Origin of the sequence: Acidaminococcus hominis (genome assembly GCF_900291475.1) — a bacterium.
Classification (GTDB): domain Bacteria; phylum Bacillota; class Negativicutes; order Acidaminococcales; family Acidaminococcaceae; genus Acidaminococcus; species Acidaminococcus hominis.
Window position 1 is genome coordinate 307,714 of the sequence record NZ_OLMM01000005.1, and the last position, 24,657, is coordinate 332,370.

Consider the following 24,657-nt stretch of genomic DNA (forward strand, 5'->3'; position numbering starts at 1 on the left):
TATGGAACTGGAAGAAATGAAGCGGCGGCTGGCAAAAGAGCTGCCGGAAAAACGGTTTAAACATAGTGTGGCAGTTTGTGAAACCGCCATCCGCCTGGCCCGGATTCACGGGGTGGACGAAAAGAAGGCCGCCATTGCCGGCCTGATCCATGACAGCGGGCGGCAGATTCCCACCCGGGATTTTATCGCCAAGGCTGAAGAACTGGGCATTGACCTGGACGAAATTGAACGCTGTCAGCCCATCCTGATCCATTCCAAACTGGGCAAATACTACGCCCAGCACGAATTTGGGGTAACGGATCCGGATATTTTGAATGCCATCCGGTACCATACCACAGGCGCTGCCCATATGAGCCCCCTGTGCATGGTCATCTACCTGGCGGATTTATTGGAGCCGGCCCGGGATTTCCCCAAAGTGGAGGAAATGCGGAAAATGGCCAAAAAGAGCTTGGAAACTACCATGCTGGCGGCCTACGCCAATACCATGGAATACCTGCTGGGTTCCCAGCTGCTGATTCACCCGGACTGCCTGGCCGGCTACAACGAACTGGCCATCCAGCTGAAAAAACCAAAGAATAACAGGAGTTGACTATGACAGAAGAGAACAATGCTGGCAAGCCGCATTACAAGAAGCGGCTGCGTAAAGGGCGATTGTTTTTTTGCCTTGTTCTGATTCTGGCCCTTTTTGGCAGCTGTTTTGCTGCCGGCATGAGAATCTACAACCGCTTTTTTCGGACCGATCCAGTGGCGGTGCAGACAGAAAAGGAAGACCACCTGTCCGAGGAAGCCTTTTCTGAACGCATCAACCTGCTGCTTTTGGGTACGGATGATGGGGACAGCGAAGACTTTGACAAGAATGCCCCCAAGCGGACGGATGCCATGCTGCTGGTGAGCTTTGACCCGGCGAGGAACCGGGTGTCCGTGCTGAGCCTGCCCCGGGATACCCGGGTGCATATTCCCGGCCACAGCGGCTATGATAAAATCAACGCCGCCTATGCCTACGGCGGGGTGAAGCTGGCCAAGCAGACGGTTTCCAACCTGCTCCAGGTGCCCATCGATTTTTATATGCAGGTGGACTGGCAGGGCTTTATCAAAGTGGTGGATATGCTGGGCGGTGTGGACCTGGACGTGGAAAAGAATATGAACTACGAGGATCCCTATGCGGACCTGGAAATCCACCTGAACAAGGGCTTCCAGCACCTGGACGGGAAAAAGGCCGGGGAGTATGTGCGGTTCCGGCATGACGAAATGGGCGATATTGGCCGGGTGGAGCGGCAGCAGAAGTTCCTGAAGGCCCTGTCCAAGCAGGCCTTTACCATGGGCAACATGATGAAGATGCCCATGCTGATTTCCACGGCTACCCGCTACGTCCATACGGATATGGATTTCCTCAGCATGGTGAAGGCAGCCAACTGTCTGAGAATGTTTGGCGAAAACGGGGTCCAGTCTGCCAGTCTGGAAGGCGATTTTGCCACCATTGGCGGGGTGAGCTATTGGGTGACTACCCGGAGCAAGATTGGGGCAACCCTGGATGAACTGAAAATCCCTCATAAGCGGATTACTGAAGATTAATGTGATGATGGATGCGAGAAGTGAAGTAAGGAGTGATTGTATGACAGAAAAAGAATTGGCCAACAAGATTGCGGCAGCTGCTGCAGACAAAAAAGCACAGGATATCCTGCTGCTGAACATGACCGGAATTTCCCCGGTAACGGATTATTTCATGATCTGTTCCGCTTCCAGCACCACCCAGGTGCGGGCCATTGCGGACAATATTGAGGACAAGCTGGCCGAACAGGGCCGCCTGCCCATGCATAAGGAAGGCTATGCCGAAGGCAGCTGGATTCTGCTGGATTACGGCGACTGCGTAGCCCATATTTTCCGGGAAGCAGAACGGAATTTCTACAACCTGGAACAGCTGTGGGCAGATGCTCCCAGCGAAAGTTATACGGAGACAGAAGCATGATGAACAAGAAAGAACCCGTAACGGTCAAGACCGTTGGCCGCTACCGGGTAGGTGATGTATGCGAAATGAAGGCCGTGCGGATTGGCGAAGCCGGCGCATTTCTGGATGCAGGCACCGGCAATACCTCCGACGATATCCTGCTGCATAAGCACCAGCAGACGGCTCCGGTTAAGGCCGGAGATGTGGTAAAGGTGTATTTGTACCTGGATACCAAGGGGAGAATGACCGCCAGCATGAAGCTTCCCAAAATGCGGGAAGGCCAGCTGGGGTACGTGAAGGTCCTGTCCGTAACCCGGAAGGGCGGCTTTGTGGACATTGGGGCTGAACGGGGCATTTTCCTGCCCTACAGCGAAATGCGGGGCCATGTGTCTCCGGGGCAGCTGGTGTGGGTAAAACTGTACCGGGACAAAAGCGGCCGGCAGGCCGTTACCATGCGGGTGGAAGACGACATGATTCGGGCTTCCGTGCCTGCCAAGGACGTAAAAGTTGGGGACCAGCTCACCGGGACGGTGTACAACATCCTGCCGGAAGGGTTCTTCCTGTTGACGGAACGGCGGTACCTGGCCTTCATCCACCGGGATGAGGTGCCGGGGGGGCGGCTGGACTTTGGCCAAAAGGTTACCGGCCGGGTTACCTTCGTCCGGGAGGACGGACGGGTGGACATGTCACTGCGGGAAGTTAAGGAAAAGGCCATGGTAACGGACAGTGAACGGATCCTGGCCCTTTTGGAAAAACGCCAGGGAACCATGCCTTACACGGACGATACGCCGCCGGAAATTATCCAGGCTGCCTTCTCTATTTCCAAAGCTGCCTTCAAGCGGGCTCTGGGCCGGCTGATGAAGGAAGGCAAGGTAAAGCAGGAGAATGGCTGGACCACGCTGATTCAGCCAGATTCTAAAAAATAGGCTTGACAAAAAACGAAAGTGCATTGTATAATAAGCAAGTCGTTGGGGGCATAGCTCAGCTGGGAGAGCGCTTGCATGGCATGCAAGAGGTCAGGAGTTCGATCCTCCTTGTCTCCACCAATGAAAAAATCAGGGTGCTGTGAATGATCACAGCACCTTTTTTGTACCAGAAAAAGTCCGGGGCATCCCGGCATCTGTAAGGAAAGAAGGGATACCATGTGGAAGCGTATTGCTCTTTTGGCAGCGGCTCTTTTGGTGATTGCCGGCAGCCTGGCCTTTGCCGCTGAACGGACTAGCCGCAAACCCGTTGTGGTGGTGTTGTACCAGAACCATGCGGAAACCGATTACAATAAGGCTATCGACAAGAAGTTTATGAAAAACTTCAAGGCGGCCCTGCCAGCATCTACCTACGTGTGGGTGGATGGGAAAAACGTGATGAAAAAGCTTCAGGAACAGGGCATCGACGATATCTACACCGCTGAGCGCAGCGACATTATCCGGGCCCTGGGCAATGAACCGGTGGATTACGTGCTTTACGCGGAAGCCCAGCCCTTCATTCGGAAGGAAAAAAGCTCCTGGTTCAGCCACGGTATTGAAATGACCACCCAGGTTCCCTTTAAGATTGTAGACGTGGCCGGGGACAAGTACCTGTACAGCGGCCGGCTGTCCATCAAGGCGGACAGCACCACCTTTATTGGCGGCATAGGCAACCGGGGTGTGGTCATGGAAGCGGTGGACAAGGCCAATCAAAGAATCAGTGAGATTATCGCCCAGCGCATGCCCAAAACGGTTACCTCCGGAGAAAAAAGCCGCAGCCGGGCAGCAGCCCGTCAGGCAGCCCTCCAGGAGATGCCCCTGGAAGTCGTAGAATAACAATATAAGAAAAAGAGAGAATTCCTAGTAAACATTAGGCAATTCTCTCTTTTCTTTTGGAGAATTATATAGTAAGATTATAGGAAATAGCAAGGCTGTTTGGCAGCCTAAGGGAGGCATTATGAAAATTTCAACTAAAGGGCGGTATGCCCTGCGCCTGATGATTGACCTGGCGCTCAACGGCACAGATTCGTATGTCCCTATCAAAAGTGTCTCACAGCGGCAGGAAATCTCAGAAAAATATCTGGAACAGATTATCACCCAACTGTCCCGGGCAAAATTGGTAAAAAGCGCCCGGGGGGCCCAAGGCGGCTACCGCCTGGTGCGGGAACCCAAGGACTATACGGCAGGAGAAATCATCCGGGCGGTGGAAGGTTCCCTGGCGCCGGTGGCTTGTCTGGAACCGGGCCACGAAATTTGCAGCCGGGCAGAGCAATGTGTTACCCTGGACCTGTGGAAAGAGATTCAGGATGCAGTGGACACCATTGTGGACCATACCACGTTGGCAGACCTGGTAGAAAAACAGAAGCAGAAATTGCAGAAAATGGCAGCAGCCCAAGGCTAATCCCTTGCGCTGCTGTTTTTTTCGTATTATAATAGGGCTCATGGGGCATTAGCTCAGCTGGGAGAGCGCAAGGTTCGCAATCTTGAGGCCAGGAGTTCGATCCTCCTATGCTCCACCAATTTGGGTGGCAAGATCCGTTTCCGAGGGAAGCGGATTTTTTTATTTGGCCTAAAGCTGCTTGGAACTTCCTGGGGAAATTTTTAAAAATGTTGTAAAAACAACGTACTTTCCCCCTGGAGTCTGTTAAGCTACAGTCAAAAGGGCAGGGCGGCAGCCTCCACGGGGAAGCGGTCCTGCTGACCAGGAAAGAAACAGGGGAGTGTTATTATGAAATTTAAAGTCAATGAAAATTGTATCGGCTGCGGTCTTTGTGAAGGAACCTGTCCCGCCGTTTTCCATATGACGGATGCAGGTGTGGCTGAGGCCATTCCGGATGCCGTACCGGCAGATCAGGAAGGGGCTGCCCAGGATGCCATGAACGGCTGTCCTGCTGGGGCCATTGAACAAGTGGACTAAGGGGAAACCCAACCGCATACCCGGGCAGAAAGCAGTTTTCCGCCCCAGGGGCTTGGAGCTTTGCGCTCCCGGCCCCTTTTTCTTGTGCTGGAGGGCGGCATTAGGTATAATAAGAGAAACCAAGGTTGGTTAGCAAATAAGAGGAGAAAAGACACATGCTTACATTGGACGAATTATATAAGGAAATGCTGAAGCGGGCCGCCGAAGGCAAGGATCCCAAAAAGGTGGACAACGGGGATCCCCGGATGATTGCCTGCCTGGCCCATCCTGAAAATACCCCGGTGGTTTGGCGGACCAAGCCCTGCCTGTGCCCTCCGGAGGAGCAGGACAAATGTACGGACCGCTGCACCTGGGGCGCTTTGGAAAAGGGCCCGGACGGCGTTCAGGTCAACGATGACAAATGCGTGGGCTGTGAAGCCTGTGTGGACGCCTGCAAGCTGGAAGCCCTGAAAACCAAAAAGGACATCATTCCGGTGGTGGAAGCCCTGAAAAAGGCTACGACCCCCATTTATGCCCTGGTGGCACCGGCTTTTTCCGGCCAGTTTGGTCCGGACGTTTCCCCGGGCAAGCTGCGCACGGCCTTAAAGATCCTGGGCTTTTCCGGGATGCTGGAAGTGGCGGTATTTGCGGATATCCTGACGCTGAAGGAAGCCTTGGAATTTGACAAGAAAATCAAAAGTGAGGACGACTTCCAGCTGACCAGCTGCTGCTGCCCTATGTGGATTGCCATGATCAAGCGGCTGTACCACCAGCTGCTGCCCAATGTGCCCGGTTCTGTTTCTCCCATGATTGCCGGGGGCCGGACCATTAAGGTGCTCCATCCCGATGCCATTACGGTATTTATTGGACCCTGCATGGCCAAAAAAGCGGAAATGAAGGAACCCGACCTGAAGGGCGCCATTGACTACGTGCTTACCTACGAGGAACTCCGGGATCTGTTCTCCACTACGGAACTGGATCTGGCCAGCCTGCCGGAAGAAGATGTACCCCATGCTTCCCGGGCGGGCATCTGCTATGCCTTTGCCGGCGGGGTGGCGGAAGCGGTATCCCGTACGGTCCATCAGCTGAACCCCAACCGGAAAATCCAGATCAAGACCCGCCGGGCCGACAGTGTGCCGGAATGCCGGGCCATGATTGACGATATCTTGAAGGGCAACCGGGAAGGAAACTTCTTTGAAGGTATGGGCTGCAAGGGCGGCTGCGTAGGCGGCCCCAAGGCTCTTATCAGCAAGGAAGAAGGCAAGGCCAATGTGGAAGCCTATGGGCGCCAGGCCATGGCCAAGACTCCCGGGGATAATCCCTACGTGATTGAGCTTTTGAAAAAATTGGGTTTCCCCACAGTAGAGGAATTCCTGACCAAGAGCGATTTGTTTGACCGGAAAATGGACTAAGCAAAAGCACCTGCTGGCGAAAGCCGGCAGGTGCTTTTTTGGGCTGCGTCCGTGGGGACTACCTGGTTTTATTTGTGGGCGGCCTGGACCGTCCGGACCAGGCCTTTCAGCCAGTCCTGGTGACCGATGTTCATGGTGTCGGGTTCGGAGTTGTGGAGCTCTTTGGCGGGTTCGCCTTTTTGGGATTCCTGGGTCAGGATCCGCACCCGGTTTTGGGGCAGGTCTTCAATAAGCCAGGCGTGGATTACATCCAGGCGATGGGCGGCATCCCCTTCAGCCCAGCCATGCCAGGCCAGACGGCCGGGCTGCCCCTCACTGGGAGCAGCGAATTCGACGATTTCCGCCTCAATGGGGAACCCGAAGGTCTTAAAGGAGAAGCGGGTATGGGGGGACAGGAGAGGGCCGGCTTCATTGTAAAAGTGGACGTCGGAAGCGTTTTTGTAGTAGCTGTTCCACAGACTGGTATCCAACAGGGTGGAGAAGACTTCCGCAGCGGTAAGATTTTGGACGATGACCTCGTTGGAAGCAAAGTTGTCCGTGGTGCCGGGCAGGTAGTCCTGGGGCCATTGAATTTCATGCAGCATAATAATTTCCTCCTTATAGGGCAGCCCAGGGGGCTGTAGGTTTTCTGGAAGTATCATAGCGCAAAACTTTATAAAAATGAAGAATGCACTTTTTTGTATGATAGTACCTAAAAAGATACTATAGAAAAAGGAATAATTGACAACAACTATTTTTTTATGCTACAATTTTAACAATTTGAAAGGAACCGAAAGAGTCTTTTCAAAGCAATTTTTAGGACCACCTTCCTGGAAGGTTAAGGCCATACGGACAGCCGGGTCCACTGCCGATTTTGGCGGCAACTGGTTTGCAGCCTTATTGATTGAGTTGAAAGCTCAAATTTTATAAGTTGGTTACTTCATAACCGCAATGCGTCTGTGCGCAGACTTGTGAAACGGTCAATAAGAGTAGTAAAAGTTGAATTGCTATATAGACTCTGATCTCCGTCCTGAAACCGATTGAATTTGCAGGGACTCTGTCTTTCGTAAATTTTTTGCTGCAGGAAATTCACGCAAGCTGCCAAGGGGGCAGCTTGCTTTTTTGTTTTGAGGAAATACCAGGGGAGGGAAAACATGTTGGAAAAAAAGACTAAGTTGGATCAGAATCGGGCGCCCATTTACGAAGCCCTGGAACGCTTTCGAAAAATGCGGGTGGTTCCCTTTGATGTACCTGGCCACAAGCGGGGCCGGGGCAATCCGGAACTGACGGAATTTCTGGGAGAAAAGTGTGTTGGGGTGGATGTAAACAGTATGAAGCCCTTGGACAACCTGTGTCATCCGGTTTCCGTCATCCGGGAAGCGGAAAAGCTGGCTGCCGATGCCTTCGGAGCAGCCCAGGCTTTCCTGATGGTGGGCGGTACCACCAGCGCGGTGCAGTCCATGATTCTCTCCACCTGTAAACGGGGGGATAAGATTATCCTGCCCCGAAATGTCCATAAAAGTATGCTGAACGCCCTGGTGCTGTGCGGGGCTATTCCGGTGTACGTAAATCCAGATGTGGATGTGCGGCTGGGCATCAGCCTGGGCATGAAGCGGGAAGCGGTGGCCAAGGCCATCCAGGAAAATCCCGATGCAGTGGCCGTGGTGGTGAACAACCCCACCTATTACGGCATTTGCAGCGACCTGAGAGCCATTGTGGATATGGCCCACAAGGCGGGGATGCTGTGCCTGGTGGATGAAGCCCACGGCACCCACTTTTATTTTGGCAGCGGCCTGCCGGTGTCCGGCATGGCAGCCGGGGCCGATATGGCAGCCATTTCCATGCACAAAAGCGGCGGCAGCCTGACCCAGTCCAGCTTCCTTTTGACCGGGCCCAAGGTGCATGCCGGCTATGTGCGGCAGATCATCAACCTGACCCAGACCACCTCCGGCAGTTACCTGCTTATGTCCAGCCTGGATATCAGCCGTCGCCGGCTGGCCCTGAAGGGCAAGGAAATCTTCCACAAGGTGGTGGATATGGCGGAATACGCCCGGCAGGAAATCAACCAGATTGGCGGCTACTATGCTTTTGGCCGGGAATTGATGAACGGCAATTCGGTTTTTGACTTTGACAGCACCAAGCTGAGCATCCATACCCTGGATATTGGCCTGGCAGGCATCGAAGTGTACGATATTCTCCGGGACGAGTACGATATCCAGATAGAGTTTGGGGATATCGGCAACATCCTGGCCTACCTGTCCATGGGGGACCGAATCCAGGAATTGGAACGGCTGGTCAGCGCCCTGGCGGAAATCCGCCGCCGCTACCAGAAGGATCCTAACGGCATGCTGAGCCAGGAATATGTGGAGCCGGTGGTGGTGATGAGCCCCCAGGAAGCGTTCTACGCCCCCAAGGAAAGCCTGCCTTTGGAAAAATGCGAAGGGCGGGTGTGCAGCGAATTTGTGATGTGCTATCCTCCGGGCATTCCTCTCTTGGCCCCTGGAGAAAAAATTACAGGAGAAATCCTGCGGCATATTGAGTACGCCAAAGAGAAGGGCTGCAGCATGACCGGGTCTGAAGATCCGGAGCTGAAGCACCTGAATGTACTGGCCTAAGCCAGAAGGAGCGCAATTATGGAAATGTGGTTTAGCGAATTTCATACCCCGGACGTGAAGCACAGCATCCGGGTCAACCGTCACCTGTTTTCCAAGCAGAGTGATTTTCAGCGAATCGATATTTTTGAAACCCCGGAATTTGGCCGGGTACTGACCCTGGACGGAAACGTGATGCTCACCGAACGGGACGAATTTATTTACGATGAAATGATTACCCACGTGCCCATGGCGGTGCACAAGGGCATCAAGGATATCATGGTCATCGGCGCCGGGGACGGGGGCGTGGTCCGGGAACTGACCCGCTACGACCGGGTGCAGAAGATTGACCTGGTGGAAATGGATCCCATGGTGGTGGAAGCCTGCCGGAACTACCTGCCGGGCAACGCCTGCCGGATGGATGACCGCCGGGTGCATATCTATTTTGAAAATGCCCTGAAATTCATCCGCCACTGCGAAAATTCCTACGACCTGATTATTGTGGATTCCACGGACCCCTTTGGCCCGTCGGAAGGGCTGTTTACCCGGGAATTTTACGGCAGCTGCTACAACGCCCTTCGGGAGGACGGCATTATGGTCAACCAGCAGGGCAGTCCCTTCTACAAGGAAGATGCCATTGCCATGCAGCGGAGCCACCAGCGGATTGTCAGCACCTTCCCCATCAGCAAGGTGTACCAGGCCCATATCCCCACCTATGCAGCCGGCTACTGGACCTTTGGCTTTGCCAGCAAGAAGTACCATCCCATCAATGACCTGGATGCCCCGGCCTGGGAAGCCCTGAACATGCACACCCGGTACTATACCACCCGGCTGCACGTAGGCGCATTTTGGCTGCCGGCCTTCCTGGAGGAAATGCTGCAGGAGGTGGAGAATAAAGATGCTGAAGACTAATGTAGAAACCTTCCTGGCCTGTGATACGCCCTATGAAGAAGCCAGAATCGTCCTGTTTGGGGCACCCTTTGACTCTACCACCAGCTTTCGGCCCGGCGCCCGCTTTGGTTCTGCGGCTATCCGCCACGAAAGCTTTGGGCTGGAAACCTACAGCCCCTACCAGGACGCGGACCTGGAAGACTGCAAGGTCTTTGACAGCGGGGACCTGGAATTATGCTTTGGCAGTTCCGAAGCGGCGCTGAAAGATATTGAGGACCGGACTCGGACCATTGTCCAGGACGGGAAACTGCCCTTTATGCTGGGCGGGGAACATCTGGTGACGTTAGGAGCTTTCCGGGCCGTACAGGAAAAGTATCCGGAGCTGCATATCATTCATTTTGATGCCCATACGGACCTGCGGGAGGATTATCTGGGGGCAAAACTCAGCCATGCCTGTGTAATCCGCCGCTGTTATGATATGATAGGAGATGGAAGAATCCATCAGTTTGCCATTCGCAGCGGGGAACGCTCCGAGTGGGTTTTTGCCAGGGAACATACGGACCTGCATCCTTTCAGCTTCGGCGGTTTGGAAAAACTGGTCCGGGAACTGGAACAAAGCCAGGTGCCGGTGTATTTCACCATCGACCTGGACTGCCTGGATCCTTCGGTGTTCTGGGGAACCGGTACGCCGGAAGCCGGCGGGGTCAGCTTTATGCAGCTGCTGAATGCCCTGCGGCTGGTAAGCCGGACCCGGGTAGTAGGCTGTGATGTCAACGAATTGGCACCCATGCTGGATGCCAGCGGGGCTTCCACGGCAGTGGCCTGCAAAGTGGTGCGGGAACTGCTGCTGGCCCTGGAAAAAAAGAATCTGAAATAAGCAGGTTAGGACGAAAGGAGCTTGAACTATGAGTAGAGTACTGGTAATTGGCTGCGGGGGTGTGGCTTCGGTAGCCATTCAAAAATGCTGCCAGCTGGATGAGGTATTTACGGAACTGTGCATTGCCAGCCGGACCAAGGCCAAATGCGATGCTCTGGCTGCCAAACTGGCAGGCAAAACCAAGACGAAAGTGACCACCGCCCAGGTAGATGCGGACGATGTACAGCAGGTGATTGACCTGATCAACAGCTACAAGCCGGAGCTGGTCATGAACATTGCCCTGCCCTATCAGGATCTGACCATTATGGATGCCTGCCTGGCCTGCGGCGTGAACTATATGGATACGGCCAACTATGAGCCGGAAAATACCGATGACCCCAAATGGCGGGCCATTTACGAAAAACGCTGCAAGGAAGAAGGCTTCTCCGCCTACTTCGACTACAGCTGGCAGTGGGCCTACAAGGAAAAATTTGCCAAGGCTGGCCTGACGGCGCTTTTGGGCTGCGGCTTTGACCCGGGGGTTACCCAGGCTTACTGTGCCTATGCCAAAAAACATGAATTCGATACCATCGATACCATCGATATCCTGGACTGCAACGGCGGCGACCACGGCTATGCCTTCGCCACCAACTTCAACCCGGAAGTAAACCTGCGGGAAGTTTCTGCTCCTGGCAGCTACTGGGAAAATGGCCACTGGGTGGAAATCCCGGCCATGAGCATCAAACGGGAATATAATTTTGACCAGGTAGGGGAAAAGGATATGTACCTGCTCCACCACGAGGAAATCGAAAGCCTGGCGGTAAACATTCCGGAAGTGAAGCGGATTCGCTTCTTTATGACCTTCGGCCAGAGCTATCTGGACCATATGCGCTGTCTGGAAGACGTGGGCATGCTGTCCACCACCCCGGTGGAATTTGAAGGCCACGAAATTGTCCCCATCAAATTCCTGAAAGCCCTGCTGCCGGATCCTGCCAGCCTGGGTCCCCGTACCCACGGCAAGACCAACATCGGCTGCATTTTCACCGGCAAGAAAGACGGCAAGGAAAAAACCTACTACATCTACAATGTCTGTGACCATCAGGAATGCTACAAAGAAGTGGGCAGCCAGGCCATCAGCTACACCACCGGTGTACCGGCTATGTGCGGCGCTCTCATGATGCTCACCGGCAAATGGATCAAACCGGGCGTGCATACGGTTGAAGAAATGGATCCGGATCCGTTCCTGGCAGCCCTGGACCAATACGGCCTGCCCAAACAGGAAAACCACAATCCGGTACTGGTAAAATAATGGAACCAAAGGAAAAAGAAAATCGGCCAGCTTTCGCCGGCCTAAGGGGAAACTCCCCAGAAAAAATGTTTGGGAATCTGATAACTCCCTGTTATATCCTGGACGAGGCAGCTCTCCGCCATAATGGGGAGATTTTGGCCGGCTTGGCCCAACGTACGGGGGTCCGGGTGCTGCTGGCCCAGAAAGCGTTCTCCGACTATGCCCTGTACCCGGTGCTGGCCCCGTACCTGGCCGGCACGGAAGCCAGCGGTCTTTACGAGGCCCGGCTGGGGGCGGAAGAAATGCCGGGCAAGGAAGTCCATGTATTTTGCGGCGCTTACCGGGAGGACCAGCTGGAAGAAATGCTTCGCTATGCGGACCATCTGGTGTTCAATTCTCCCCGGCAGCTGGCAGCCTTTGGCCCTCGGGCCAAAGCTGCCGGCAAAAGTGTAGGGCTGCGGATCAATCCGGAATGTTCTACCCAGGAGGGCCATGCCATTTATGATCCCTGCGCTCCCGGCAGCCGGCTGGGCACCACCCTGGAACAGTGGCAGAAGTGGATGACCCCGGACCTGGTGGACCTTTTGGACGGGCTCCATTTCCATACCCTGTGCGAACAGGATGCCGATGACCTGGAAAAGACCCTGCAAGCGGTAGATGAGAAATTTGGCTTTGTGCTGCCCCGGCTGAAGTGGCTGAATATGGGCGGGGGCCATCATATTACCCGGCCCGGCTACCATGTGGAGCAGCTGGAAAAATGCATCCGCTATGCCCAGGACAAGTGGCAGGTCCAAGTGTATCTGGAACCGGGGGAAGCCTGTGCCCTGAACGCCGGCTACCTGGCCACTCGGGTGTTGGACGTACTGGAAAACAGTGGCGTGAAGCTGGCTATTTTGGATTCCAGTGCCGCCTGCCATATGCCGGATGTACTGGAAATGCCCTACCAGCCGCCTTTGTACGGGGCCGGCAAGGCAGGGGAAAAAGCGGAAACCTGGCGGCTGGGCAGTGCAACCTGCCTGTCCGGAGATGTGGTGGGGGACTATAGCTTTGACGGGCCTTTGCAGGTAGGCGACCTGCTGCTTTTTGGGGATATGGCCATCTACACCACCTGCAAGAACAATACCTTTAACGGCATGCCCCTGCCGGATATCAACGTGCTCCGGGAAAACGGGAGCGTGGAGAATCTGAAGCATTTTGGCTACGCCGATTTTAAGATGAGATTGTAATATTTATTGTGAGAAGCACCGTGCTGCGGCAGGTGCTTCTTTTTTTGCCCCAATCCAGGCAGTCTGCGGGTCTTGAATTTTTCCGGACGCAATTTGTTCAGATTTTACAATTCTTTACAATTCCTTGTCTTTAGTTTTTACATTGTCCTGATATCTTATAGGCATACCGAAATTGTTTATAAGAGTGAAAACTAGATATTCAAGGGAGCGATGAAAAGATGAATTTGAAAAGCAAATGGAAAAAATTGGCAGTAACCGCAATGGCATTGGGTATTGTGATTGGTGCAATGGGCTGCGGCTCCAGCAACAATGCTGCTACCGACAGCAAACCGGCTGCCGTAAAGGGGAACATTACGGGTTCTGGTTCTTCCGCCCTGCTGCCTCTGGTAAAAGATGCTGCAGAAGCCTTCAAGAAAAAGAATCCGGACGTAAGCATCAGCTTGAACGCAGGTGGTTCCGGTATGGGCCTGAAACAGGTTTCTGAAGGTTCCGTAGATATGGGGAACTCCGATGTGCCGGCTAACACCAAACTGACCAAGGAACAAGCTGACAAACTGGAAGACCATAAGATCTGCGTCATGACGGTAGCTACCATCGTGAACAAGGACATTGCTGCTACGGTAAAGAGCTTGACCAATCAGCAGCTGGCCGACATCTTCACGGCTAAAGTAACCAACTGGAAAGAAGTAGGCGGCCCGGATGAACCCATTACCCTGGTAACCCGTCCTAAGACCAGCGGTACCCGCGCTCTGTTTGCCAAATACGCTATCAACGGTGCTGAAGAAGCTTCCAACAAATCCCTGGAAACCGATAACTCCGGTCTGCTGCTGCAAAGCGTAGCCCAGAACAAAGGCGCCATCGGCTATGTAGCCCTGCCTTACCTGACCAAGAATGATACGGTTGGCACCATCGCCATCAACAACGTAGCTCCTACCCTGGAAAACACCTACAGCGGCAAGTACAATGTATGGGGTTATGAACACGTTTACACCAACAAGAGCCCGAAAGCAGCAGTGAAAGCTTTCATCGACTACATGCTGTCTGCTGACTACGGCAAGAGAATCGAGGAACTGGGTTATGGAGTCAGCAGCAAGATGCAAGTTAAAGACACAGCTCATGAATAATGAAAAAGCAGTACAAAGCAACAACTTAATACAGGTGCACCGTCAGGAAAAGATCTCCCAGGCCTTCATTGTGGCCTGTGGGATCGGGGCGGCTCTCCTGCCTTTCCTGATGGCCGCTTTCCTTCTTGTGAAGGGAAGCGGTACCTTTTGGGAATTTCACCATAGCGTGTTTGAATTCCTGTTTTCTCCTGTTTGGAGTCCCAGCGACAGCATGGAAGGGGGCGGACAGGTAGGGGCGGCCATGTTTATTGCCGGCTCCCTGGTGACCTGCCTCCTGTCCCTGGTGTTTGCCCTGCCGGTGAGCCTGACGGCGGCCATCTATATGTCGGAAATGGCAACGCCTGCCCAACAGCGCTTCCTGCGCCCCATTGTGGAACTGTTTACCGGTATTCCTTCCGTTATCTACGGCTGGATCGGCCTTACCGTACTAGTACCCTTCCTGCGGCAGATTTTCCCCATGCCCTTTGGCTTTTCCGTACTGGCGGCTTCTCTGGTACTGGCCGTCATGATTTTCCCGGTAATCACCACCATGGCCGCAGATGCCATGCTGGCAGTGCCTAAAACCTGGCGGGACGCTTCCTATGGCTTGGGGGCTACCCGGTGGGAAACCATTCGGCAGGTAATTCTGCCGGCGGCCCACAGAGGCATTTTTACCGGTATTGTACTGGGTATGGCCCGGGCTTTGGGTGAAGCTCTGGCAGTGGCCATGGTAATCGGCCAGATGAAGCGTTTCCCCACCTCCCTGTTTATGCCGGCCAGCACTATGACCACGGTGATTGCCAACGACATGGGCGGGGCCATGGAGGGCGGCGAATACAGTGCAGCCCTGTGGGCGCTGGCACTGCTCTTGTTCCTGCTGTCCTTCCTGTTAATCTTTATGATCCATAATATGCGGCTGGGTTCCAGCCCGGCAAAGGAGGCCTAAGCATGAACGGTTTAGCACGCAAGAAAATGATGAACCGGATTATGAGCGGCATCTTTACGGCCGGTGCGGTGGGAGCCTCCCTGCTGCTGTTTGCCTTTATCCTGTTTGTGGTAGGCCAGGGCGTTTCCTTTGTAAACCTGCGGATTCTCCACAGCATTCAGGATATGTTCTTCAACACCCTGTACCTGGTATTCCTGGCCCTGGTTTTCAGTGCCCTCTGGGGGATTCCCGCCGGGGTTTACCTGTCAGAATACGCCCAGGAAGGCCGTTTGACCAACTGGGTAAGAATGGCGGTGGAAACCCTGTCTTCCCTGCCTTCCATTGTGGTCGGTTTGTTCGGCTACCTGGTTTTTATTGTGATGACCGGTTCCCAGTGGAACCTGATGGCGGGCGCCCTGTCCGTATCCATCTTGACCCTGCCCCTGATGACTTCCGTAACAGAGAACGCTTTGCGGGATCTGCCACCGGAATATACTCTGGGCAGCTTGGGTTTAGGGGCTTCCAAATGGCAGACCATTTGGAACGTGCTGCTGCCAGCCTGTCTGCCCCGGATTATGACCGGGCTGATTCTGGCTGCTGGCCGTGGCTTCGGGGAAGCAGCCGCCCTGATGTTTACCGCAGGGATGTCTACGGATATTGATTGGAGCAACTGGGACCTGGCTTCCAGTACCTGCCCCTTGAACCCCTTCCGTCCTGGGGAAACCCTGGCCCTCCATGTGTGGGTTATGAGAACGGAAGCTTTAAGCCCGGATGCGGCTCAGATTGCCGGGGTAACTTCCGCCATTCTGATGACTGCAGTTGTTGTATTTAATGTTCTGGCCCGGTATGTCAGCTGGCGCCTGGAAAAGAAGATGGAGGGTGTCACCAATGACTGATAACCAGAAGCCAGCAGCTTCTGCTGCTGACCTGATTTTTGATATCCAGCACCTGGATTTGTACTACGGCGCTCACCAGGCTCTGAAAGATATCAATATGCAAGTAAAGAAAAATGAGATTACGGCCCTGATTGGGCCTTCCGGCTGCGGCAAATCCACCCTGCTGAAAACCCTGAATCGGATGAACGACTGGGTTTCCGGCTGCCGGGTGGAAGGTACCATCTTGTTTGAAGGCAAGGATATCTTTAAGGAAGTGGATCCCCTGGCCCTGCGTTACCGGGTGGGTATGGTATTCCAGCAGCCTTCCCCGTTCCCCAAAAGCATTTTTGACAACGTGGCCTACGGGCCTCGGGTGCAGGGTATCAACAACAAAGCCCAGCTGGCGGAGATTGTGGAACGCAGCCTGCGGCAGGCTGCCATTTGGGATGAACTGAAGGACCGCCTGGACAAAAGTGCCCTGGGTCTGTCCGGCGGGCAGCAGCAGAGATTGTGCATTGCCCGTACTTTGGCAGCCCAGCCGTCCGTAATCTTAATGGACGAACCAACTTCTGCCCTGGATCCTATTTCCACCCAGAAAATCGAAGATTTGGCCTTGGAGTTGAAAAAAGACTATACGATCGTTATTGTGACGCATAATATGCAGCAAGCCAGTCGTATTTCTGACAAAACCGGTTTCTTCTTCTTGGGAGAACTGGTGGAATTCAACGACACGGAAACGCTATTTACGAATCCCAGCGAACCCAGAACAGAGTCCTATATTACGGGCCGGTTCGGCTGAGAAAGGGGTCATGATGAGAGACGCATACGTACGGTCTTTAAACGAAATTATGGAAAGTGTCCGGGTGCTGATCGATGCTTTGGAAGAAGCTTTGAACAATACCCGCCGTGCCCTGTTTACCCAGGATATTGACCTGGCCCGGCAGGTACGGGATGGGGACGGAAAATTTGATGATATGATCCGCACCATTATGCGGCATGATTTGACCATCCAGGTGCTGCAATCCCCGGTGGCCAATGATTGGCGGAATTTGGTGGGTACTTTCCGGGTACTCAGCGAATTGGAGCGGATTGCGGACCACTGCTCCGATATTGCTACCTATACGGTGCGCATTTTGGAACGGAATCCCAAGGTAAAGCCACCCGAAGGCTTTGCCGAAATGTACGCCGACATGCAGTCCCTGCTGGAGGAAAGTTTCCGCTGCTATCTCCAGGGAGACGATGAAAAAGCCCAGTATATTGGGGACCAGGATGATGTGGTGGATGCGGACTTTGAACGTCTGTTGCCTGTGATGATGGACCTGATCCGGGAAAATCCCGATCTGGTGGCCTCCTATGTGGACTACGTGCTGATCCTCAAGTACATGGAACGGACTGCGGACCATGGCACCAATATTGGCAACTGGGTCGTATACCAGAAACGGAACCTGTTAAAAGGGGACCGTCCGGATAAGGATTAAGGAATCAATAAGAAACCGAGTGGGCATGGGCTCACCCGGTTTTTTGTTATGTGGCAAAAGATATGGAAAGCCTGTGAATACGATAAATTTGGTCAAATTTGACACAAATTATACATACTCTTGATTTTAATATGACAAAGTTTTTGTATGCTATTCCCGTAGAAAAAATCAAACAGAACGCTTACGCCCTTCCCTGGAAGGGCGCTCAAGTTCAGGAGGTATGGTTTATGAAGAACAAATGGCTGCAGCGGGCGATTCTCACCGTGATTGCAGGGGGCTCTCTCATGGGCTTCCAAATGCCGGCAGATGCGGCGCAGATCCGGATTCTGCCTGTGGACACTGCCAAGTTTTGGGCAGGTGCCAAATTTGATTTTGATGTGGAAGTATCCCAAGCGGATCAGCTGAAGAATGTGGCAGTTACGGTCAATGGCCAGCCTGCAGACAAGTTCTTTGGCAAGTCCCTGGAAAAGAAGGACCTGGGCAACGGTGTCACCTCTTACCGGGCCAATCAGGTTTCTTTCCCCAAAACTGGTACCTATGCCATTAAGGTAACGGCACAGGACAGCCTGGGCAACAGTGTTTCCTCCGCCGGTTATACCGTGGTGAACGAAAAGGCTCCCAAACGGGCCAAAAACGTTATCCTGTTCGTGGGTGATGGTATGTCCCTGCAAGCGCGGGAAATCGCCAGAATCCTGTCCAAGGGCATGACCAACGGCAAGTACAATGACCTGCTGGCCATGGAAAAACTGGACCACAATGCCATTATTACCACCAGCGGCTATGACTCCCTGGTAACCGACAGCGCCAACTCCGCTTCCGCTTATGCCACCGGCCATAAATCCGTAGTCAACGCTATGGGCGTTTACGAAGATTCCACCAAGGATCCCTTTGATGATCCCAAGGTGGAAAATATCTCCGAAATCGTGAAACGGACCCGTGGAATGTCCGTGGGCATCATCACCCAGGCAGAATCCACCGATGCTACGCCGGCTGCCATGATTGGCCATACCCGCCGGCGTGCCAACCAGGACTTCCTGGCCAAGAGCTACCTGGACGCCTACCATCGTCCTGACGTCATCATGGGCGGCGGTTCTTCCCGTTACCTGCCCCAGTCCACCCCCGGCTCCAAACGGAAGGACCAGGACAACATTATTCAAGACTTTAAAGATTTGGGCTACACCTTTGCCGGTACTGCCACGGAGATGAAAAATGCTCCCAGCGACAAGCCCCTGCTGGGCCTGTACCATACCAGCACCATGAATGTGTACCTGGACCGGGAAATGTTGAAGGATCCTTCTGTACTGAAGGGCTTCACGGACCAGCCCAATCTGATGGATATGACCAAAAAGTCCCTGGACATCTTGTCCAAGAACCCCAACGGTTTCTTTGCCATGATTGAAGGGGCTTCCATCGATAAGCAGCTCCACGTCATGGATTGGCAGAGAGCCGCCTACGATACCATTGAATTCGATAAAGCCATCGAATATGCGGAAAAATGGAACAAGGAACACGGCAACGATACCCTGATTATCGTGCTGGCTGACCATGCCCATGGGGTTTCCATCAGCGGTACCTACCATGAACACGATGGCAAGAAGGGCACGGAAGCCGTTCGGGTATACCAGAACTCCGTATTCCCCACCTTCGAAGACAAGGATAAGGATGGGTTCCCGGATAATCCGGATCCGGATGTTACCTTGGCTGTGCAGTACGCCAACCATCCTGAATACTACTCCAACTACCACTTTATGAAGAAACCCACCCCGCCGGCCCTGTCCGTAACGGAAACCAAACAGGAACAAAGCACCATCGGCGACAAAGTGGAATTCCATCAAGTGACCACCAGCAGCTCCAAGGCCAACCCGGCCCGTATTCATCAGGGAGACCCTGTACAGCTGATGCCGGCCAATACGCCTAAGGACGATCCCCAGGAATGCCATAGTGCAGATGACATCCTGCTGAACGCCGGCGGCCCCGGTTCCGAATACTTCAAGGGTACCATGGATAATACCGAAGTATTCTTTGGCATGCTGCGCGCCCTGGGCATTGATGCCAACCAAACTAAAGTGGATTACAGCAAGGTGAAGAAATAAGATGAAGTGGCTGAGAAAAGGCCTGCTCTGCCTGTGTCTGGTATTCGCTTTTGCGGTGCCGGCACTGGCAGCAGACTTAGCTTTCGATGAATTGTACAGCGGCTATTCTTCGGAGGGCTTGGCTTTTTCAGAGAAAACCCGGTCCCTGGAGGGATCTACTGTGACCATGACAGGGTACATGGCACCGCCGCTGACCCCGACCATCCGTTTCTTTGTCCTGACCGCTGTTCCCATGTCGGTCTGTCCGTTCTGCTCCAGTGATGCAGATTGGCCCAACGACATTGTGGTGGTGAAATTGTCTTCACCGGTAACGGCACTTCCTTACGATGCCCCCATTACCGTAACGGGGACCTTGGAACTGGGCAGTGCAGTCGATGAAGAAACAGGGTTTGTGAGCCAGCTGAGAATCGATGCAGATTCAGTAAGCGAGGACTAAAAAACGGAGCTGCTGCAGCTTTTGCAGCAGCTCCGCTTTTTGTCCGGGTAAAAAGGAGAACAAATGATTGAAATCCAGAACCTAATTTGTGATTACAAGGACGGTGATGGGCAGGTGGTCCGGGGAGTGACCTTGCCCTCCTTCCAGCTGAGAACGGGGGAAGCCTGTGCGGTAACTGGTCCTTCGGGCAGCGGCAAATCTACGCTGTTTCATTGTTTGGCCGGTATTCTGACGCCAACCCAAGGGGAAATTACCATCGATGGGGTAAAACTGGGGCAGCTATCGGATCAGGAACGGGCCAAATGGCGGGCCCAAAATTTGGGGTATGTATTTCAGGAAGCAAAGCTCCTGCCTTTTCTCACCATTGAAGAAAACATCAAATTATCTGCTTCTCTGGCAGGAAGAAACGTGGACAGTCAGGAAGTGGAAAAACGTCTTTCCCAGGTAGGGCTTTCCGGGTATGGGAGCCGCAGACCGGAACAACTGAGCGGCGGGGAACGGCAGCGGGCTGCTTTTGTTCGGGCCATGATCCGCCGGCCCAAACTGCTTCTGGCCGATGAACCAACAGCCAGTCTGGATGCCGCCAACAGTCAGCGGCTGCTGGAACTGCTTTTGGTATACCAAAACGAGTCTGGCTGTATGCTGCTTTGTGCCAGCCATGACCAGACGGTGCAAAACCGGTTTCATAAGAAACTGGAGCTGCATAAGGAGGCGGTACGATGACCTGGAAATTGGCTTTTCTGTCTTTGTGGCGGCGGCCCCTGCGCTATGGGCTGCTGATTCTTTTAACCGCCGTAGCCTGTGCCCTTCCGGTTTTTGTCATCCAGCTGGCAGGGGGCCTATATGAAGGCCTGAACCGGGCTACAGCACCTTTTCCCATTTTGGTGGGGGCCAAAGGCTCCCCCTATCAGCTGGTATTCAATACGGTGTTTTTGAAGGACCGGCCCATCGGCAATATTCCCTACAGTGAAGTGGACCGGCTCCGGGAAAGCGGCAAGGCAGCCCAGGTGCTGCCCCTGGCTTTCGGGGACAGCTACCGGGGATTTCGGATTTGCGGGGTAGAGCAGGAGATGTTCTCCTACGCAGATCCAGGGTCCCGGACGCCTTGGCTGCAGCCCCAGGAAGGCCGGGTTTTTGCCGGCCCGGGCGAAGCCGTGCTGGGGGCGGAGACCGCCCGGCTTACGGGCCTGAAAATCGGGGATAGCTTCAACTCGGTACATGGCTTTGCCCTGAAGGGCCACGAGCATCACCATCCCTTTAAGGTGGTGGGCATCCTGAAAAAGGTGGGAGGGCCCTACGACAGTGTAATCCTGATTCCTCTTGGGGATGTGTGGGAAGAACATGAGCACCAGCACAACGGGGAAACGGCGGAAAGTGAACACGAAGAGCATGAAGAGCATGAAGAGCATGAAGTTCAAGCCGGGCACCAGAGCGAAGCCAAGGGGGATGTAACGGCCATTTTGGTGCGTCCGGTGGGCTACGGGCAGGCCCTTCAGCTGCTGAGCCAGTACCAGAACAGACGGCAGAGTCCTTCTCAAATGATTTTCCCAGCCCAGAACCTGGTAGCCCTGTACGCCATGGTGGGGCAGAGCCGCCACTTCTGGGTGGTCCTGTCCGGAGGTATGCTTTTGGCAGCGGTCCTGGTGACCCTTTTGGCCCTGTATTGGGACGGCACCTCCCGGATGGAGGAATGGGCCGTCTTCCAGGCCCTGGGTGCTCCCCTTACCCAGGTAATGAAGCTCCTTTTGGCGGAGCAGTTCCTGCTGCTTTGCGCAGGGGCCGGGGCCGGCTGGCTGCTGGGCTGGGGCGGAAGCCTTTTGGCCGGCTGGGCGGTGGATACCCAATCCGCCATCCAGATGACCCAGCTGCCGCTATGGCAGGGCGTTTTGGCGCCGGTGCTGCTGATTGCCGTCGGTACCCTGGGCGGGGTGATTCCCCTGTGGCTTTTGCGGAAACGGGATATTACCCCGTATTTGTAGGTGACTGAACAGTCGGACCATGTTATAATCATACACACCTTAGAGAAAGCAGGCGGAAAAATGACACTGCAGCAATTACGCTACATTGTGGCCATTGCGGAGGCAGGAACCTTCAGCGGGGCCGCCAAAAAACTATATATTACCCAGCCCAGTCTGACGAAGACCGTCCGGGAGCTGGAGCGGGAAATGAATATCCAGATTTTTGAACGGACCAACAAGGGGGTCCATTTGTCCCGGGAAGGGGAAATCTTCCTGGGGTATGCCCGGCAGGTGCTGGAGCAGGCCTCCCTTTTGGAATCCCGGTACAAGAAGCAGGTGGGGGGCAAGCAGGAATTTACCGTGTCCACCCAGCACTATTCTTTTGCCGTCAATGCGTTTGTGGACCTGATCAAGGAGTACGGGGGAGATACCTACGATTTTAGTCTCCAGGAAACCCAGACCTATACCATTATCGATGATGTGGCCCACCTGCGCAGCGAAATCGGGATTCTCTACTACAACGATTTCAACAAGGCTGTGCTGCAAAAAATTTTTAAGGCCAACGACCTGGTGTTCCAGGAATTGTTTGTGGCCCGCCCCCATGTGTTTCTGAATGCTTCCCATCCTTTGGCGGACCGCAAGTCAGTTACCATGGAGGAGCTGGCCCCCTACCCCTATTTATCCTATATCCAGGGGGAACACAATGCATTTTATTTCTCGGAAGAAATTTTCAGCACGGTCATCCGGTCCAAAAATATCCGGGTAACCGACCGGGCTACCCTGTTCAACCTGTTGATTGGGCTCAATGGCTATACCGTATGCAGCGGGGTCATCGACCAGGACCTGAACGGGAAAAGCATTATTGCCGTACCCCTGCGGGAGGAGGGCAATATGCACATTGGCCTTTTGACCCATAAGCAGAGCCGGCTCAGCCGGCTGGGCCGCTACTACGTGGAAGCCCTGGAACGGTATATTGCCGGGTACCAGGGCCGGCACTGACCCAGGCCGGCGGCAGTGCTGGAAAAACAAAAAAACAGCAAAAAACAGGAGCATACAGCTGTATGCTCCTGTTGAATCGTCGGGACAATATGCCTTTGTGTTATGGCCGCTTAGGGTTCTACGGAAGAATCCGCCGGCAGCAGGGACAGGTCGGAGGGAATGGCCTTGGGAGGCTGTTCCTCACCAGAGGCGGTGCCGTTTTCCTTGACCACTACGGTCAGCGGCAGGCCCATGGATTTGCGGAACCATTTGCTCAGGAAGGACAGCTGGTGCAGTTCCACTGACGGCGTTTGTTCTGCGGTAATGGTCAGGATGGCCGAACCGCTGACAATGGAGGTTTCAATCTCCGAAATAGCGCTGGTCTGGGTATAATCCAGACATTCTGCCAGGGCCAGCAGCAGGGCACCGGTGCTGAGACGCTTGATATCCACTTCTGGGATGTATTTCCGGTAGGGCTTGTTGCGCAGGTACCCCCGGTTGATACCGTGGTGCCAGGCGGCCATTATGGCGGTGTAGACCACATCCATATGGTCCAGACCAAAGAGCCGGCCGTTTTCAATCAGATAGCCGGTATGCCGGGTATGGTTGTAGTAGTTGATGGCAATGCCGATATCGTGGAGCAGGGCAGCCGTTTCCAAAAGGGGCTGCCATTTGGCAGGCTCCAGCTGGTGCAGGGACTGCCAGCCCGTAAACAGCTTGGTGGCAAACCGGGCTACCTGCCGGCAGTGGTCTTCGTCCTGGGCGTACAGGTGCAGCAGGTTTTCCCGGCTGGTTTCCAGAATGTCCGGATCTACCAGGGCCCGGTCCGTATTGTGGTGCAGGTATTCCGAGAACAGCCCTTCCCGCAGCCCGCAGCCGGAAATTACTAGCTTCCGGGCTTTGCTCCGGTCGGCCAGAGCTTTGATAATGGTGGAGCCGGCGATGATCACATCCGCCCGGTCACTGCTGAGGCCGGGAATTCGGCGCCGCATGGCCAGGGTGGTGTTGGGCAGGGTCTTGTACCATTCTTTGAAGTCCTGGATAGGGTACTGGTAATTGTGGAGCTTGGAGGAAAAATACTTCACCCGCTTTTGCTCAATCTTCCCTACGGAACGGGCCGTACCGCCCACGCCTACCAGCGGCAGGCCGCAGCCCGCCAGCCAGGGAGCTTTCTCCATCTGCTCGGCAATGGCCCGGCGCATTTTGTTCAGGGCGGCAGGATCCGCCGTATTGTTCAGCTTGAAGTTTTTGGTCAGGTTGACGCAGCCAATGGGCAGGCTGATGGAATCCACCAGTTTCCGGTCCTTCACCAAAATCACTTCTGTAGAAGCACCGCCCAAGTCAAAGACCAGGGCATCCTTCACAGGAATGGTGTTGATGACGCCCAAATAGCTGAGGAAGGCTTCGGTTTTCCCGGAAATGATTTCCAGGGAAATGCCGGAAGCTTCTGAAGCTGCCTTGGCCAGCTTCAGCCCGTTGGGGGCATTACGGATGGCAGCAGTGGCTACGGCAATGGTTTCATCTACATGAAAAACCCGGCACATGGAGGCAAAGTTCTTCAGGCAGGTAATGGTGGCGGAAAAGGCTTCTTCCGTCAGATAGCCATTCCGATCTGTTTTTAGTGCCAGCCGCAGCGGATCTTTCTGATTGTAGATCAGGTTGCTGGCCTGAAAGGTGTGGACTTCCATAATGACCAAACGCGCAGAGTTTGAGCCCACATCGATGATGGCAATTCGTTTCATAGGATCCCCCGGTTTCTGTAGA

At 54.2% G+C, this 24,657-nt stretch carries 25 protein-coding genes and 2 tRNA genes; 25 read left to right on the forward strand and 2 right to left on the reverse strand.

From position 1 onward, the window contains the following. The first annotated feature begins 1 nt into the window (after nt 1). The 10 genes from yqeK to C7E10_RS07870 all read left to right on the forward strand — a co-directional run bounded on the left by yqeK (nt 2) and on the right by C7E10_RS07870 (nt 6,216). Nucleotides 2–589, forward strand: a complete 588-nt coding sequence (yqeK, locus tag C7E10_RS07825) for a bis(5'-nucleosyl)-tetraphosphatase (symmetrical) YqeK (RefSeq protein WP_105326768.1) — start codon at nt 2–4, stop codon at nt 587–589. 2 nt (nt 590–591) lie between these two features. Continuing rightward, complete coding sequence (locus C7E10_RS07830; protein WP_105326769.1) at nt 592–1,572, forward strand: LCP family protein; 981 nt, start codon at nt 592–594, stop codon at nt 1,570–1,572. A gap of 40 nt (nt 1,573–1,612) precedes the next feature. Further along, nucleotides 1,613–1,966 carry a ribosome silencing factor gene (rsfS, locus tag C7E10_RS07835; protein ID WP_105326770.1) on the forward strand — a complete coding sequence of 118 codons (354 nt, stop codon included), beginning with the start codon at nt 1,613–1,615 and terminating at the stop codon, nt 1,964–1,966. Beyond that, the gene (locus tag C7E10_RS07840) at nt 1,963–2,871 is read left to right on the forward strand and encodes a CvfB family protein (RefSeq protein ID WP_105326771.1); all 909 of its coding nucleotides are present in this window, start codon (nt 1,963–1,965) and stop codon (nt 2,869–2,871) included. Before rsfS ends, C7E10_RS07840 begins: the two co-directional genes overlap by 4 nt. Nucleotides 2,872–2,915: 44 nt before the next feature. Further along, nucleotides 2,916–2,991, forward strand: a tRNA-Ala gene (locus C7E10_RS07845). A gap of 96 nt (nt 2,992–3,087) precedes the next feature. Further along, on the forward strand, nt 3,088–3,744 hold the full coding sequence (locus C7E10_RS07850) for a hypothetical protein (protein ID WP_105326772.1): 657 nt from the start codon (nt 3,088–3,090) through the stop codon (nt 3,742–3,744). A gap of 121 nt (nt 3,745–3,865) precedes the next feature. Beyond that, nucleotides 3,866–4,309, forward strand: coding sequence for an RrF2 family transcriptional regulator (locus tag C7E10_RS07855; RefSeq protein ID WP_105326773.1), 444 nt, complete (start codon nt 3,866–3,868; stop codon nt 4,307–4,309). 42 nt (nt 4,310–4,351) lie between these two features. Beyond that, nucleotides 4,352–4,427, forward strand: a tRNA-Ala gene (locus tag C7E10_RS07860). A gap of 209 nt (nt 4,428–4,636) precedes the next feature. Then, nucleotides 4,637–4,825, forward strand: a complete 189-nt coding sequence (locus C7E10_RS07865) for a ferredoxin (protein ID WP_105326774.1) — start codon at nt 4,637–4,639, stop codon at nt 4,823–4,825. Between the two features lie 155 nt (nt 4,826–4,980). Then, nucleotides 4,981–6,216, forward strand: a complete 1,236-nt coding sequence (locus tag C7E10_RS07870; protein ID WP_105326775.1) for a [Fe-Fe] hydrogenase large subunit C-terminal domain-containing protein — start codon at nt 4,981–4,983, stop codon at nt 6,214–6,216. Between the two features lie 68 nt (nt 6,217–6,284). On the opposite strand, the gene C7E10_RS07875 is transcribed toward C7E10_RS07870, so the two are convergent. Then, nucleotides 6,285–6,800, reverse strand: a complete 516-nt coding sequence (locus tag C7E10_RS07875; RefSeq protein WP_105326776.1) for an SRPBCC family protein — start codon at nt 6,798–6,800, stop codon at nt 6,285–6,287. A 549-nt stretch (nt 6,801–7,349) separates the two neighbouring features. Here C7E10_RS07875 and C7E10_RS07880 point away from each other — a divergent pair. The 15 genes from C7E10_RS07880 to C7E10_RS07950 all read left to right on the forward strand — a co-directional run bounded on the left by C7E10_RS07880 (nt 7,350) and on the right by C7E10_RS07950 (nt 22,914). Continuing rightward, nucleotides 7,350–8,810, forward strand: a complete 1,461-nt coding sequence (locus C7E10_RS07880; RefSeq protein ID WP_105326777.1) for an aminotransferase class I/II-fold pyridoxal phosphate-dependent enzyme — start codon at nt 7,350–7,352, stop codon at nt 8,808–8,810. 18 nt (nt 8,811–8,828) lie between these two features. Continuing rightward, complete coding sequence (gene speE, locus C7E10_RS07885; protein WP_105326778.1) at nt 8,829–9,698, forward strand: polyamine aminopropyltransferase; 870 nt, start codon at nt 8,829–8,831, stop codon at nt 9,696–9,698. Continuing rightward, nucleotides 9,685–10,554 (forward strand): agmatinase, encoded by an 870-nt coding sequence (speB, locus tag C7E10_RS07890; RefSeq protein ID WP_105326779.1) that lies wholly within the window; start codon nt 9,685–9,687, stop codon nt 10,552–10,554. Before speE ends, speB begins: the two co-directional genes overlap by 14 nt. 28 nt (nt 10,555–10,582) lie before the next feature. After that, nucleotides 10,583–11,842: a saccharopine dehydrogenase family protein gene (locus C7E10_RS07895; protein WP_105326780.1), complete on the forward strand. Its 1,260-nt coding sequence runs from the start codon at nt 10,583–10,585 to the stop codon at nt 11,840–11,842. Then, on the forward strand, nt 11,842–13,047 hold the full coding sequence (gene nspC / locus C7E10_RS07900; RefSeq protein WP_105326781.1) for a carboxynorspermidine decarboxylase: 1,206 nt from the start codon (nt 11,842–11,844) through the stop codon (nt 13,045–13,047). Before C7E10_RS07895 ends, nspC begins: the two co-directional genes overlap by 1 nt. Nucleotides 13,048–13,265: 218 nt before the next feature. After that, nucleotides 13,266–14,171: a phosphate ABC transporter substrate-binding protein gene (locus C7E10_RS07905; RefSeq protein WP_105326782.1), complete on the forward strand. Its 906-nt coding sequence runs from the start codon at nt 13,266–13,268 to the stop codon at nt 14,169–14,171. Further along, a complete protein-coding gene (gene pstC / locus C7E10_RS07910; protein ID WP_105326783.1) occupies nt 14,164–15,096 on the forward strand; it encodes a phosphate ABC transporter permease subunit PstC in 933 nt (310 codons plus the stop codon). Before C7E10_RS07905 ends, pstC begins: the two co-directional genes overlap by 8 nt. Nucleotides 15,097–15,098: 2 nt before the next feature. Continuing rightward, complete coding sequence (gene pstA, locus C7E10_RS07915) at nt 15,099–15,971, forward strand: phosphate ABC transporter permease PstA (RefSeq protein ID WP_105326784.1); 873 nt, start codon at nt 15,099–15,101, stop codon at nt 15,969–15,971. Then, complete coding sequence (gene pstB / locus C7E10_RS07920; RefSeq protein WP_105326785.1) at nt 15,964–16,749, forward strand: phosphate ABC transporter ATP-binding protein PstB; 786 nt, start codon at nt 15,964–15,966, stop codon at nt 16,747–16,749. Before pstA ends, pstB begins: the two co-directional genes overlap by 8 nt. A gap of 10 nt (nt 16,750–16,759) precedes the next feature. Beyond that, entirely contained in the window at nt 16,760–17,428 is a 669-nt protein-coding gene (phoU, locus tag C7E10_RS07925) for a phosphate signaling complex protein PhoU (protein WP_231085779.1), read from the forward strand. A gap of 227 nt (nt 17,429–17,655) precedes the next feature. Beyond that, entirely contained in the window at nt 17,656–19,521 is a 1,866-nt protein-coding gene (locus C7E10_RS07930) for an alkaline phosphatase (protein WP_199614409.1), read from the forward strand. Nucleotide 19,522: 1 nt separating this feature from the next. Next, a complete protein-coding gene (locus C7E10_RS07935) occupies nt 19,523–19,957 on the forward strand; it encodes a hypothetical protein (protein WP_105326787.1) in 435 nt (144 codons plus the stop codon). Between the two features lie 63 nt (nt 19,958–20,020). Next, on the forward strand, nt 20,021–20,680 hold the full coding sequence (locus C7E10_RS07940) for an ABC transporter ATP-binding protein (RefSeq protein ID WP_105326788.1): 660 nt from the start codon (nt 20,021–20,023) through the stop codon (nt 20,678–20,680). Then, on the forward strand, nt 20,677–21,936 hold the full coding sequence (locus C7E10_RS07945) for an ABC transporter permease (RefSeq protein ID WP_105326789.1): 1,260 nt from the start codon (nt 20,677–20,679) through the stop codon (nt 21,934–21,936). The genes C7E10_RS07940 and C7E10_RS07945 overlap by 4 nt, the downstream gene beginning before the upstream one ends. A 60-nt stretch (nt 21,937–21,996) precedes the next feature. Continuing rightward, complete coding sequence (locus tag C7E10_RS07950) at nt 21,997–22,914, forward strand: LysR family transcriptional regulator (protein ID WP_105326790.1); 918 nt, start codon at nt 21,997–21,999, stop codon at nt 22,912–22,914. A gap of 110 nt (nt 22,915–23,024) precedes the next feature. Here C7E10_RS07950 and C7E10_RS07955 read toward each other — a convergent pair whose 3' ends face one another. Then, nucleotides 23,025–24,635, reverse strand: a complete 1,611-nt coding sequence (locus C7E10_RS07955; protein WP_105326791.1) for a Ppx/GppA phosphatase family protein — start codon at nt 24,633–24,635, stop codon at nt 23,025–23,027. Nucleotides 24,636–24,657: the final 22 nt, after the last annotated feature.